The sequence below is a fragment of the Paraburkholderia edwinii genome (assembly GCF_019428685.1).
GTDB classification, from domain to species: domain Bacteria; phylum Pseudomonadota; class Gammaproteobacteria; order Burkholderiales; family Burkholderiaceae; genus Paraburkholderia; species Paraburkholderia edwinii.
This window is the reverse complement of record NZ_CP080095.1, coordinates 2,378,498-2,390,819: the sequence shown is the minus strand read 5'-3', so window position 1 is coordinate 2,390,819 and position 12,322 is coordinate 2,378,498. Positions and strand designations below refer to the sequence as shown.

11 protein-coding genes are annotated in these 12,322 nt (G+C 62.7%); 3 read left to right on the top strand and 8 right to left on the bottom strand.

Annotated features, from left to right (window positions below; all coding sequences use genetic code 11):
• The first annotated feature begins 107 nt into the window (after positions 1-107).
• The gene (locus tag KZJ38_RS10590) at positions 108-2,237 is read left to right on the top strand and encodes a prolyl oligopeptidase family serine peptidase (protein WP_219799986.1); all 2,130 of its coding nucleotides are present in this window, start codon (positions 108-110) and stop codon (positions 2,235-2,237) included.
• Positions 2,238-2,286: 49 nt separating this feature from the next.
• Here KZJ38_RS10590 and KZJ38_RS10585 read toward each other — a convergent pair whose 3' ends face one another.
• The 5 genes from KZJ38_RS10585 to KZJ38_RS10565 all read right to left on the bottom strand — a co-directional run bounded on the left by KZJ38_RS10585 (position 2,287) and on the right by KZJ38_RS10565 (position 7,041).
• Positions 2,287-3,156 (bottom strand): SDR family oxidoreductase, encoded by an 870-nt coding sequence (locus KZJ38_RS10585; protein WP_219800231.1) that lies wholly within the window; start codon positions 3,154-3,156, stop codon positions 2,287-2,289.
• Positions 3,157-3,270: 114 nt separating this feature from the next.
• Complete coding sequence (locus KZJ38_RS10580) at positions 3,271-4,956, bottom strand: hypothetical protein (RefSeq protein WP_219799985.1); 1,686 nt, start codon at positions 4,954-4,956, stop codon at positions 3,271-3,273.
• A gap of 258 nt (positions 4,957-5,214) precedes the next feature.
• Positions 5,215-6,213: an NADP-dependent oxidoreductase gene (locus KZJ38_RS10575; protein WP_219799984.1), complete on the bottom strand. Its 999-nt coding sequence runs from the start codon at positions 6,211-6,213 to the stop codon at positions 5,215-5,217.
• A gap of 29 nt (positions 6,214-6,242) precedes the next feature.
• On the bottom strand, positions 6,243-6,731 hold the full coding sequence (locus KZJ38_RS10570; RefSeq protein ID WP_219799983.1) for a PaaI family thioesterase: 489 nt from the start codon (positions 6,729-6,731) through the stop codon (positions 6,243-6,245).
• Between the two features lie 7 nt (positions 6,732-6,738).
• On the bottom strand, positions 6,739-7,041 hold the full coding sequence (locus KZJ38_RS10565; RefSeq protein ID WP_219799982.1) for a Dabb family protein: 303 nt from the start codon (positions 7,039-7,041) through the stop codon (positions 6,739-6,741).
• Positions 7,042-7,339: 298 nt separating this feature from the next.
• Between KZJ38_RS10565 and KZJ38_RS10560 the strand changes: the two genes are divergently transcribed.
• Both KZJ38_RS10560 and KZJ38_RS10555 read left to right on the top strand, forming a co-directional pair.
• Complete coding sequence (locus KZJ38_RS10560) at positions 7,340-7,633, top strand: GYD domain-containing protein (RefSeq protein ID WP_219799981.1); 294 nt, start codon at positions 7,340-7,342, stop codon at positions 7,631-7,633.
• A 242-nt stretch (positions 7,634-7,875) separates the two neighbouring features.
• Positions 7,876-8,376 (top strand): LEA/WHy family protein, encoded by a 501-nt coding sequence (locus tag KZJ38_RS10555; protein ID WP_219799980.1) that lies wholly within the window; start codon positions 7,876-7,878, stop codon positions 8,374-8,376.
• 1 nt (position 8,377) lies between these two features.
• Here the strand turns inward: KZJ38_RS10555 and KZJ38_RS10550 are convergent, their stop codons facing one another.
• The 3 genes from KZJ38_RS10550 to KZJ38_RS10540 form a co-directional block, all read right to left on the bottom strand.
• Positions 8,378-9,208 (bottom strand): DMT family transporter, encoded by an 831-nt coding sequence (locus tag KZJ38_RS10550; protein WP_219800229.1) that lies wholly within the window; start codon positions 9,206-9,208, stop codon positions 8,378-8,380.
• A gap of 81 nt (positions 9,209-9,289) precedes the next feature.
• Entirely contained in the window at positions 9,290-9,976 is a 687-nt protein-coding gene (gene pncA, locus KZJ38_RS10545) for a bifunctional nicotinamidase/pyrazinamidase (protein ID WP_219800228.1), read from the bottom strand.
• Positions 9,977-10,054: 78 nt separating this feature from the next.
• Positions 10,055-12,145 carry a 3-hydroxyacyl-CoA dehydrogenase NAD-binding domain-containing protein gene (locus KZJ38_RS10540; protein WP_219800227.1) on the bottom strand — a complete coding sequence of 697 codons (2,091 nt, stop codon included), beginning with the start codon at positions 12,143-12,145 and terminating at the stop codon, positions 10,055-10,057.
• Between the last annotated feature and the right edge of the window lie 177 nt (positions 12,146-12,322).

The following is a 12,322-nucleotide window of genomic DNA, read 5'->3' as shown; positions in this document are numbered from 1 at the left end:
GCGTCGGCGGCTCACAGCGCACGAATAACCGATGCCAACAGATTTTTGCATGCGCACAAGGCGCGTACAGCAAGATTCTCCTCGCTCAACCGCGCGAGGAAATACCTATGCCTGAAAATATCGTGGCGCCAGGCGTCAACTGGCCGCCGTCGAATGACAGCGACCCGTATCTTGCCCTCGAAGCACTCGACGATCCGGCTGTCGACGCATGGGTCGACGCGCAATGTGCACGAACCATCGAGGCATTCGGCCGTGGCGCACGCGTCGACGCATTGTCGAGGCGCCTCCTCGAAGCCTATACGTCCGAAGAACAACTGATCGTCTGTTCGCGCTGGAACGACTGGGCCTACAACACCTGGATCGACGCCGCGCACCCGCTCGGCTTCGTGCGCCGAACACCCTGGGATGTCTGGCTCGCAGGCACCGCCCAATGGGAAACCGTGCTCGACATCGGCGCGATCGACCTCAACTGTCGCAACGACGACAGCACGCGCTGGACACTGCAAGACTTCCAGATCCTCTACCCGGACGCCGACCGCGCGCTGGTCCTGCTGTCGCCTGGCGGTGCCGATGCGTGTGTCGTCAAGGAATTCGATATCAACGCGCGTGCGTTCGTCGAGGACGGATTCAATCTTCCGGTCGCCGGCGTTCACACGATCAGCTGGATCGATCGCAACACGGTCTACGTTGCGTGGGACAACAGCGCCGTCAATGGGGAGGTCAATCTCACCGCATCGAAATACCCGCAGCAGACTCGCAAATGGACGCGGGGCTCCGCGGTCGATGCTGCGCCGGTGGTGTTCGCATGCGACGTAAACGATCAGGGGACTTGCGTCTTTTACGACTGTCTCGCGAAGGTTCACAACGCCGTGCGCATGAAGAGCTTTTTCGAATTCGAGAAGTTTTGGCTCGACGAAACCAGCGGTGCCTGGCGGCAATACGACCTGCCGATGGATGCGGCCCTGACTCTGTGGAACGGCTGGTTGATGGTCAGTCTGCGTACAGCCTGGGACATCGAAGGATCTGCCTACCCCGCAGACTCATTGCTCGCTATTGACCGCCATGCGTTTCTTGGCGGCGCACGTGATTTCACGACACTGTTCGCACCCGCCGACAGGCAGGTTCTCGCCGATGCGGTCTACACCAGACACATGATCTCGGTCGTGTTCTCCGACAACGGCAAAACACGCGTCGTGCAATGGCGAGCGCCCATCGGCCCGGGCTTGCCGTGGCAGCAACGCGAGCTGGCACTCCCTGCGGAAAGCGAGGTTTCCATTTCCGCGGTCCACTGCGAAGTCGACGATACCGTACTCATCCACGTCTGCCATTTCCTCACGCCGCCGACGCTGTTTTACGCCGATCTCGGTACGGACGAGCCGTGGCGCCGCGTTTCACAGTTGCCGGCCCAGTTCGATGCGACCGGCTTCGCGGCACAGCGACACCATGCGATCGCTGCCGACGGCGAACCGATTCCATACTGGGTGATCGGCCGCGCGAGCGGACAAGGCGACACGCCACGGCCGTGCATGTTGTCCGGCTACGGCGGATTCGCGGTCTCGATGGATGCGCCGAGCTACGTCGATACCGAAGGATTCGCGTGGCTTGAGCGCGGCGGTGTGCTCGCCATCGCCTGCACGCGCGGTGGCGGAGAATTTGGAACGGCCTGGCATGAGGCCGCGCGGCGCGAAAACCGCCAGGTCGCGTTCGACGACTTCATGACGATCGCGCAAGCGCTCATCGACACGGGCGTCACGACGCCACAGCAACTGGGCATCGTCGGCGGTAGCAACGGCGGCCTGCTGACTGCCGCTTGCATGATGCAGCGGCCCGACCTGTTCGGCGCGGTCGTCTCCGAAGTGCCGCTGCTCGACATGTCGCGCTTTCATCTGTTGCTGCAAGGTGCGCTATGGATCGACGAATATGGCAACCCCGACGAACCGGATGATCTGCGCTTCCTGTTGCGCTATTCGCCTTACCACCGCGTTCAACCCGATGTGGCCTATCCGCCGGTGCTGTTCGTGACGTCCTCCACCGACGATCGCGTGCATCCGGGCCATGCGCGCAAGATGACGGCGCGCATGCAGGGGCTCGGCCATCAACGCGTCTGGCTGTTCGAGCGGGAGGATGGCGGGCATGGCGCCGGCGTGCTGCCCGAGGCGGTCGCCACGACACAGGCCATGATTCGCGAGTTCCTGTGGTCAACGCTTGCGGAAGGCAAGCATCACGGCGGACGATAAGCGCCAACGCTGCGCTCGCCGGAAATCTGACCCGGCGGGCGCTCGCGCGTTAGGCACCGGGCTTTGCCGGACGCCTGAGCGACATCGGATCGGTCGGCGCACGGCCGTCTTCGATATCGGCGTGGCGCGACTTCACCGCCACAAAAATCGACGGATGCGTGATGACGTAGAAACGCCCTTCGCGCACCGCCTCGAATGTGAGCTTTGCAATGTCGGCGGCGCTCTTTCTGCCCGACTCCACCGCGCGCCGCAGTTGCTGGTCCGCGGCCACGCGCGACGCGCTTGGCGGCGCATCGTCGCGAAGTTCGATAGGACGTGTGCGTCCCGAATCCACAATACCGGTCGGCACATAGGCGGGACACAACAGCGAGCAGCCGACCGGTGCGCCTACCTGACGCAGATCGTGATAAAGGGTCTCGGTCAACGAAACGACGGCATGTTTCGATGCGTTGTAGACGCCCATTGCCGGCGCCGACACCAGCCCCGCGACCGACGCCGTATTGACGATATGCGCAGGCTCGTTCTGCCGCAGCATGATCGGCGTGAAGACGCGCACACCGTGCGCGACACCCATCACGTTAACGCCGAGTACCCACGACCAGTCGTTCGCCGAGCATTCCCACAGATAGCCGAGCGCGCCCACACCAGCGTTGTTGAACAGCAGATGGACGCCGCCGAACGCGTCGAGCGCCGCCTGCGCGAGCGCTTCGACCTCTTCGCCGCGCGATACATCAGTGCGCACGCCGATCGCGTCGGCGCCCCCCGCGCGCAGTTCGTCGACCGCGCGCGCGAGCGCCGCTTCGTCGATATCGGCCAGCACGAGCTTCATGCCGAGCGCCGCGCCCTCATCCGCGAACGCCCGACCGAAACCGCTTGCTGCGCCGGTAATGACCGCGACCTTGCTGGTGAATTCGAACATCGACATTTGAGCGATTGCCTTTTGATTTTCTTTTGCCGCCGCACATCCGGTCGGGCGACAGGGAGTGCGTCACCCTACCAGGTTGACGTTCTACACGTCATGCGCCGCGTAGCATTAAACGCGATCGCGCGTCGTAAAGGAACCCACGGAGCTCTCGATCGGGCGATACGTGTAAGACGGACGTGGACCGCGCAGCGGGTTTTCCAGTTTGCCACGCTGAGCCAATACCCGCACGGTCACCTTGCCGTTCAGGTCTTTCACGATTATCGCTTGCGCCGTACCGACCTCGCTGGAACTCTTGCCCGGAGCCAGATAATTAAAATTCACTGAACTCCAGGGTCTGCCGTCCGGGCGCAGCCCCACATCGCTCGTGGGGCCGAATTTCGGGTGCGGCTGACCGTTCGGCGCAACGTCGTAGCTATAGACAAGCGCCGAAAACGGGTGACTTTTCGCCGCGCGAAACACCGCGTCGAAGCCGCTCGCCGGCGGCTTGGCATACGTATCGGTTTTGCCGAAACGTTCGTGAGCGCTCGCAATGCTGGCCGCAGCCGCATCGGCCGATTTCGCTCGCGTCTTCTTCGACGCCTGCGCGCGATACGCGGAAAAACCTGATTCGTCGGCGGTGAATAATGTCATGTCTCCGCGCATGGCCCCGCTGGTGACGATCGTGGTCGAACCCGGTGCCAGATCGGCAAAATTCACGTTGATCGCCGCCACACCGTCCCGGCCACTGCGTAGCGCAATGACATCCGCGTTTGCGAGCGCCGGACTGACGTCGGCGCTTCGATTGCGATTCAAAACCGCTTTCATCCCCGGATCATAGGAAGTCAGGTCTTTGCCTTTGCCGACTGTCAGCACGCCGCGCCGATCGCGATACTCGCTTGCACGAAGGGAAGCCGCGGCATCGGGGTTCGGCACCACGCGGTCTTTCCTGTAAAACGTGACCGGCCCCCCGAACGCGTCAATCCTTTGCTGATCTTCCTGCCGGGTAAGCGGCGGCGGCAGGATAAGCGGTCCCTGGTTCGACAGTTCCTTCACGAGGTTCGTGGGCGTCCCGTTCTGTGCTGATGCGTTCTGTGCCGTCGCTTGCTGTGTCGATGCGGGATTTGCCGGCTGACTGATTGCCGGTTTACTCGCAGACGCCGGCGGCGGCGCGTCCGGACCCTCCGGCGGAGGCGGGTCCGGACGCGTTAGCACCTTCCCCTTGAAGTCCGGAATCTTAACGTCGATCATATTTACGCCATCCATCATATTGGCGACCATCTCGTCCCGGCTCGGCATTTTGCCGTTGGCCGCATCGTTGATGTGATGAAGCATTTTTCCCACCGCCTGGATGCTGCCTCCGCCAGCCGCGCCCGCAATGGCGTCGAATTTCTCGGTAAACGAACGAATGGTATGTTTTTCTTCTTCCGTCGCCGGCCGCCCATCGATGAGCAGCGAACCCGCGTTCCCCATGTACTCCAGAAAAGCGGAAATCGGCCTTGAGAACGCATCTGCGGCAATCGTCAATACTTCCTTCGCCGAGTAGTCTGTCTTGATCTGAACACCCTGGAGTTGCACCCGCGTCACCGCGTCAAGGTTGTTCCCAACGCCGTTGGTGGTTTGCGAAACGGAAGACGGCGCCGTGCTACCGTCTGCTTTACCGTACCAGCCCGGCGGCGCGGGCAATGGGGACCTGCGATTGCGGCCCGGCGACGTTGGTGCAGGTGATGCTGCCTGCTGAGGCGCACCGCTCTTCGCGCTTTCCTCACCATACAAGCGATACGTCGACTGCCGGACAATAGTGTCGTTCGTCTTCATTGAATAACTCCTCGCATGTTAGTAAGCATGTCGAAATAATCGGGCAATCGCTCTCCAGCAGGAGAAGTCGTCCGATCACGAGCATGCGAGGACCATTCTTATGAGCCAAAATTTGACTGAAGCAATATCTGCTTATGTCAGCATACTTTTTACATATTTGAGAAACAAATGCATCATCAGGATGCACAGCGGTACACGAAGACCGCCGGAAGGAAGCGATGAACAGACGACTCCGACAGCGTTTGGTGTGAACGGGGTTCAGATCAGCTTGACGATCTGCTTGCCGAAGTTTCGGCCTTCGAGCATGCCGAGAAACGCCTGCGGCGCGGCTTCGAGCCCTTCGGCGACGCTTTCGCGGTAATGCAGTTTCCTGTATGCGACGAGCTCGCCGAGTTGCTGTAACGCTTCGGGCCACACGTCGGGATGCTCATAGACGATAAAGCCGCGCAGCGCGAGCCGCTGCGTGAGAATCGCACCGGCATTCGCCAGCGCCGCGTGATTCGGGTCGTAACGCGAGATCATCCCGCACACGGCGATGCGGCCATGCGCGTTCATGCGCGCGAGCGTCGTGTCGAACACCACGCCGCCGACGTTTTCGAAGCAGCCGTCGACGCCGTTCGGCGTGGCCTTTTCCAGGTCTTCGCACAGCCTGCCCGCCTTGTAGTCCACGCACGCGTCGAAGCCGAGCGTCTGAACCACGTAGCGACATTTCGTTTCGCCACCCGCGATGCCGACCGCACGGCAGCCGGCCAGCTTCGCGAGTTGCCCGACGACGCTGCCGACCGCCCCGCTCGCCGCACTGACGACGACCGTCTCCCCCGCCTGCGGCGCGATGATTCGATTCAGGCCGTACCACGCGGTAACGCCCGTCATGCCGACCACGCCGAGATATGCGGACAGTGGCACGCGGGTGTCGTCGACTTTCGTGATGCCGCGGCCATCCGACGTGCCGAACTCCTGCCAGCCGAACATGCCGGTGACCTTGTCGCCGACCGCGAACGACGGATGCTTCGATTCGACCACCTCGCCCGCGGTGCCGCCGATCATCACTTCGTTGAGCGGCTGCGGCGCCGCGTACGACTTGCTGTCGCTCATCCGGCCGCGCATATACGGGTCGAGCGACAGATAGTGATTGCGCACACGAAACTCGCCATCGGCGAGCGGTGCGAGCGGTGCTTCGACAAGGCGAAAATTGTCGGCGCTCGCTGCGCCCTGCGGGCGCGATACGAGCAGAATCTGGCGATTGATTTCAGGCATTTCGGGTCTCCTCCGGGAGGGCCTCGCGCTCAACCGTCGCTCGGCCCCGGCCTTGCCGACGGATCGGTGCGCTGCCTTTGCTGCACGACGTCGCGGCCCACCGCAAGACGCCGCATGTACTTGAAGGTGCCGAGCGCTTTCGCGACGAAATGGCCTTCGCTGTCGCGAATCTCGCCCTCGCAATAGGCCATCGTGGTCGAGCGATGCAGCACACGGCCGGTCGCGCGCAACTCGCCGCGTCCCGGCTGCATGAAATTGACCTTCATCTCGACCGTGACCACGCCGACGCCATCGGCGGCAAGACTGCGCGCAGCCATCGCGAGCGCGACGTCGGATAGCGTCATCGTCACGCCGCCGTGTGCCACGTTCCACGTATTCAGATGGTCGGGCGCGAGCGGCAGCACGACTTCGCTCACGCCGTCCGCGGCGCTGACGACGCGCACGCCGAGATGATCGACGAACGGGCTTTCGATCGCCGGCGGCGCGGCACGGCCCTGCGGCTGTTGCGGATCGTTCATGAGGAAATCACACTTCGTAATCGACGCATTCGCGCGACTCGCGCACCTTGCCGACAAACGCTTTCAGCGCTTCATGCGTCGGATGGATCTGATAGGCGTCGAGCGCGGCCTTGTCGGCGAAATCGGAAACCAGCACGACGTCGTAGCTGGATTCGAGGCCCGGCTTCGCGATGCCGGCTTCGAGATGCAGAATGCCCGGAACGATCGAGCGGCAGCCTTCGAGTTTCTCTTTCAGCTTCACGGCGTTTTCCGCGCGCGTCGCGCCTTCGGCCTGCTCTTTAAGCTTCCACATCACGATGTGACGAATCATGGTCTTCTCCGTGTCGAATGAAACGTTTTGATGAATGCCGGTCGCGCAATATCGCTGCACCTCGCATCCGCAAATGATAACCCGCCGTATTGCTTGCATTGAAGGAGGCACGTACAGACGATTCGTCAATATGTACTTGCATCAGCCGCAACGAAGCGGAAAAGACAGACGCTTGACGCACATGCGACTGCCGCCGGCAGCCTGGCTGTTTCCTATACTTTTTTCATCGCGCGGGTACCCGCGCGACATGTACGGCACATCGGCACGGCACATCGCCATCCGACTTCGAGGGGGCACCATGGCTACCTACATCATGCTCGTGAACTGGACCGATCAGGGTATTCGTAACGTGAAGGACACTGTCAAGCGTGCAAAGGCGTTTCAGGAAACCGCGCAGGCGTTCGGCACGAAGATCGGCTCGCTTAAGTGGACGCTCGGCGCCTACGATCTCGTTGTGTCATTCGATTGTCCCGACGACGAGACCGCGACGCGTATCGGACTTGCGCTCGGTCTGCAAGGGAATGTGCGAACGTCGACTTTGCGCGCGTTCGGCGAAGACGAGATGGAGCGGATTCTGGCCGGGCTTAAGTGAGCTTTTTTGACCAGGCTTGCGCGCTGTCGGGCCCGACGCTGCGGTTTTCGCGACCCGGGCCACACGCTTCGCTTCCTCTGATAGCGGCGCATAGGATGGGTCGACTTCCATGACCAAACGAACGCCGGGCGCGCCCGAGGCAAACGTACACGCATACGTATCTCAGTAACCGCACCGCGCCGAAACCCCGCGACCCCGGCTACAATGGCCGAACCATCCCCGCTTTCACCGAGGTGCCGGCCATGTACTCCGATCGCTTCGCCAGGTTGGTTCGCTTCATGGTTGCCATGATGGCCATGGCCGCGCTGGCGGGCTGCGCCACGTGGTTCGGCAGCGATCCGCTGCGCGTGAACGTCGCCGGCCTCGAGCCGCTCGACAGCCAGGGCATGGAGGTGCGCTTCAACATGAAGCTGCGCATCCAGAACCCGAGCAGTTCAGCCGTCAGTTACAGCGGCATTTCCGTCGACCTCGAAGTGAACGGCAAGGCGTTCGCGACCGGCGTGAGCCCCGCGTCCGGCAGCGTGCCGGCATTCGGCGAAACCGTCGTCAGCGTGCCCGTTACCGTCCCCGCGCTCGCCGTGCTCCATCAGATGTTCGTGTTTGTCGACCGGTCGCAATACAGCCAGATCGAGTACATCCTGCGCGGTCGGCTGGCCGGTACCGGCATAACCGGCGGCACACGCTTTACCGATCAGGGGTCGCTGTCGGTACCGTTCCCGTATATCGGCGGCGCCGATTCGTGATTCACACGGTCGGCGCTTCGACCGGCTTGCCGCGCAACGCAACCACGATCGAACTGCCCACCACCAGGGCGATGCCGGCCACGGAAACGACCCCGATCGTTTCACCCCACGCGAGATAACCGAACAGCGTCGCCCAGACAATGGTCGTGTAGTTGTACGGCGCGAGCGCGCTAGCGCTCGAATCGCGAAATGCGACGGTCATCAGAATCTGGCCTGTGCCCGCGAGCACGCCGATCAGCGCCATCAATCCAAGCGCCTCAAGCGTCGGCGTGCGCCATAGAAACAGCAGCGACAAGCCGCTGACCAGCATGCCGATCAGCGTGAAATACAGCACCGCGACGCTCGAATCTTCGGTGGGCTTGAAGTTCTTGATCTGGATGATCGATAGCGCGCCCGTGATTGCGCTCAGAATCAGCAGCAGCGGTCCGATCCAGTTCGAGTGAGTGCCCGTCGGCCGCACGATCAGCAGCACGCCGATAAAACCGATGGCGGCCGCCGCGGCATCGCGGCGGCGCAGCGATTCCTTCAGCAGCAGCGGCGCGAGCACGGTAACGAAGAGCGCCTCCGAGTACAGAATCGCGACCGCTTCGGAAAGCGGCGCATACGGCAGCCCTGCGAAAAACAGTCCCAGCGTGACGAGCAGCGTGAGTGCGCGCAATGTTTGCCTGCGCAGGCTCAATGTTTTAAACCGCTCGCGCAATGGCGTGCCGCGCAGACACATCACAAGCGCCGGCGCGAGACCGAACAGCATGCGAAAAAACGTGAGCTCGTTGGCCGGATAATTGAGCGAGACCGCTTTCGCCAGCGCGTCGACGAGCGCGAAGCAGAACATCGCGAGCAGAATCTGCACGATGCTGCGCGCCGTGACGGCCTGCGGTCGGGCGATGGCGATGGACACGAAAGGCGGCGCCACCTAGTTGGGCGAATGAGTGGACAAATGAGCCGCCAGTCCCTCGGCCCGATCCGCAGACGATTCACCGAGCAGATCCGGCGAGCGCACGCGCTGCACGCCGGCCGCCTGCATCTCGCGCCACGCCGCATCGAGCGAGCCGTCGAGGTCGATCGCGCGCGTTGCGTCTTCGATGACGAATACGTCGAACCCCGCCGCGCGCGCATCGAGCGACGACCACGCCACGCAAAAGTCGGTTGCGAGCCCGCAGCACCAGACACGTTTGACACCGGTGTCGCGCAAGTAACCGGTAAGTCCGGTCGGCGTCACATGGTCGGCTTCGACGAATGCCGAATAGCTGTCGACATGCTGGTGATGCCCCTTGCGGACGATCGCCCGCGCGTGAGGTATATCGACGTCGCGATGGAACGCGGCGCCCGGCGTTTCCTGCACGCAATGGACGGGCCACATCACCTGTTCGCCGTACGGCAGCGTCATGTACTCGAACGGCTTGCGGCCCGCGTGATTCGCGGCAAACGAAATATGCGAGCGCGGGTGCCAGTCCTGCGTCAGCACGACGTGCGTGAACAGACGCGCAAGCCGGTTCGCGATCGGCACGACCTCATCGCCGCGGGCGACCGCGAGCGCGCCGCCCGGCATAAAGTCGTTTTGCAGATCGACCACCAGCAACACATCTTCGGTCTGGTTGATCCTGTATTTCGATTCCGTTGTCATGCTTTCTCTTGCCTCTCCCGTTGTTTTATCCGCTAGCTAGCTTCCGCTGGCGAGCTAGCCGTTGAAACGCCGCCCCTGCGTCGCGCGCTCGACGAGTCCCGGTGCAATATCCCATGCATCGCCGTTCGGTTGCGCCGCCGCATAACGCCCGATCGCGCGCTCCACCTCGGCGAGACCGACCGTATCCGCATACAGCATCGGTCCGCCGCGCCACAGTGGAAAACCGTAACCGGTCAAATAGACCATGTCGATATCGGACGCTTTCGACGCAATGCCTTCGTCGAGAATCCTCGCGCCTTCGTTGACGAGCGCGTAGACGAGACGCTCGACGATTTCTTCATCGCTCAGTTCGCGGCGCGTGATGCCCGCTTCCTGCGCATGCGCGACGATCATTTCGTCGACAAGCTGCGACGGACGCGCGGTGCGATCGCCCGCCGCGTAGTCGTACCAGCCGCCGCCGGTCTTCTGACCGAAGCGTCCCATCTCGCACAACCGGTCGGCGACTGTCGAATAGCGTTGCTCCGGATGCTCGCGATAACGGCGCTTGCGAATCGCCCAGCCGATATCGTTGCCGGCGAGATCGCTCATCCGGAACGGCCCCATCGCAAAACCGAACGCCTCAATCGCGCGGTCGACCTGCGCCGGCAGCGCGCCCTCCTCGAGCATAAAGAACGACTGGCGGACGTATTGCTCGATCATCCGGTTGCCGATAAAGCCGTCGCAGACGCCCGCGACAACCGCCGTCTTGCCGATCTTCTTCGCAAGCTTCATGACGGTGGCAAGCACGTCCTTTGCCGTCTTTTCGCCACGCACGACTTCGAGCAGCTTCATCACATTGGCCGGGCTGAAGAAATGCATGCCGACCACGTCCTGCGGCCGCTGCGTGAACGCGGCGATCCGGTTCAGATCGAGCGTCGACGTGTTCGATGCGAGGATCGCGTCGGGCTTCGCGAGCGCGTCGATCTGGCGAAACACCTGCTCTTTCACACTGAGGTCTTCGAATACCGCTTCGACGATCAGATCCGCCTGCTTCAAATCGTCGTACGACAGCGATGGCGTAATACGCGACAGCCGTTGTTCCGCAACATCGGCCGCCAGCTTGCCTTTTTTGACAGTGTTGTCGTAATTCTTGCGGATCGTCGCGAGACCGCGCTCGAGCGCTGGCTGGCTCGTGTCGATCAGCGTAACCGGTAAACCCGCGTTGGCAAAGTTCATCGCGATGCCGCCGCCCATCGTGCCCGCGCCGATTACGCAGACCTGTGCAATCGTGCGCGTCGGCGTATCGGACGGCACATCGGCGATCTTACCGGCCGCACGTTCGCCGAAAAACGCGTGGCGCAGCGCACGGCTTTCGGTCGACTGCACAAGCGCGTTGAAACATTCGCGCTCGAACGCGAGGCCTTGATCGAAACCGTGCAACACGCCGGCTTCGATCGCATCGATGCATCGATGCGGCGCCGGGAAGTGCTTCGCGGTTTCGGCGATCTGTTTGCGCGCGGATGCGATGTGAGTTGCCGCCGCATCGTGATCGCCGATCGCGCGGTCGCGCAGTGTCGGGTGCGGACCGGGCCGCGCGGCTGCTTCACACGCCAATTCGCGCGCGGCGGCAAGCAAATCGGCGTCGACGAGCTTGTCGAATAGCGCGGTGTCCGCAAGCGCTTCGGACATCACCGGCGTTCCCGTCACGATCATATCGAGCGCGCGCTGCAGCCCGATCGCACGCGGCAGGCGCTGCGTGCCGCCCGCGCCGGGCAGAATGCCGAGCTTCACTTCCGGCAGCGCGATCTGCGTGCCGCGCGCGGCGACACGATAGTGCGCGCCCAGCGCGAGTTCGAGCCCGCCGCCCATCGCCACGCCATGGAGCGCCGCGACGACCGGCTTCGCGCTGCTTTCGAGCGCGCGAATCACGGCGCCGAGCATCGGCTCCTGCGTGGCTTTCGGCGTGTTGAATTCGGTAATGTCGGCGCCGCCGCAGAACACCTTGCCGGCGCCGGTCAGCACGATCGCGCTCACCTGCGAATCCTGCCGCGCGCGTTCGAGTCCAGCGACGATGCCGGCGCGCGTCGAGTGCCCAAGGCCGTTCACGGGCGGGTTATTCAGGGTGATAACGGCGACGCCGTCGTGCGTCGTGTAATCGACTGTCATCTGCGCGACTGCCATCTGCGTGCCTCCGTGTTGACCGGGGAGCCGCATACCGCGTGCACGGAACGCACGATGCGTGTAACGCATGACGTTCACACGGTTTCAGCGGGACATATCGGTCATTGTCCGCGATTTGCAGCGAACGTTTTGTGAGCACGCAGGATACACAGACAGGAACGA

Excerpts from the sequence above, each read along its gene's own strand:
- KZJ38_RS10580 (WP_219799985.1), bottom strand. The coding sequence starts at position 4,956 with ATGAAGACGAACGACACTATTGTCCGGCAGTCGACGTATCGCTTGTAT.
- KZJ38_RS10570 (WP_219799983.1), bottom strand. The coding sequence starts at position 6,731 with ATGAACGATCCGCAACAGCCGCAGGGCCGTGCCGCGCCGCCGGCGATC.
- KZJ38_RS10540 (WP_219800227.1), bottom strand. The coding sequence starts at position 12,145 with ATGACAGTCGATTACACGACGCACGACGGCGTCGCCGTTATCACCCTG.
- KZJ38_RS10550 (WP_219800229.1), bottom strand. The coding sequence starts at position 9,208 with ATGTTCTGCTTCGCGCTCGTCGACGCGCTGGCGAAAGCGGTCTCGCTC.
- KZJ38_RS10560 (WP_219799981.1), top strand. The coding sequence starts at position 7,340 with ATGGCTACCTACATCATGCTCGTGAACTGGACCGATCAGGGTATTCGT.
- KZJ38_RS10585 (WP_219800231.1), bottom strand. The coding sequence starts at position 3,156 with ATGTTCGAATTCACCAGCAAGGTCGCGGTCATTACCGGCGCAGCAAGC.
- KZJ38_RS10555 (WP_219799980.1), top strand. The coding sequence starts at position 7,876 with ATGTACTCCGATCGCTTCGCCAGGTTGGTTCGCTTCATGGTTGCCATG.
- KZJ38_RS10575 (WP_219799984.1), bottom strand. The coding sequence starts at position 6,213 with ATGCCTGAAATCAATCGCCAGATTCTGCTCGTATCGCGCCCGCAGGGC.
- KZJ38_RS10590 (WP_219799986.1), top strand. The coding sequence starts at position 108 with ATGCCTGAAAATATCGTGGCGCCAGGCGTCAACTGGCCGCCGTCGAAT.
- KZJ38_RS10565 (WP_219799982.1), bottom strand. The coding sequence starts at position 7,041 with ATGATTCGTCACATCGTGATGTGGAAGCTTAAAGAGCAGGCCGAAGGC.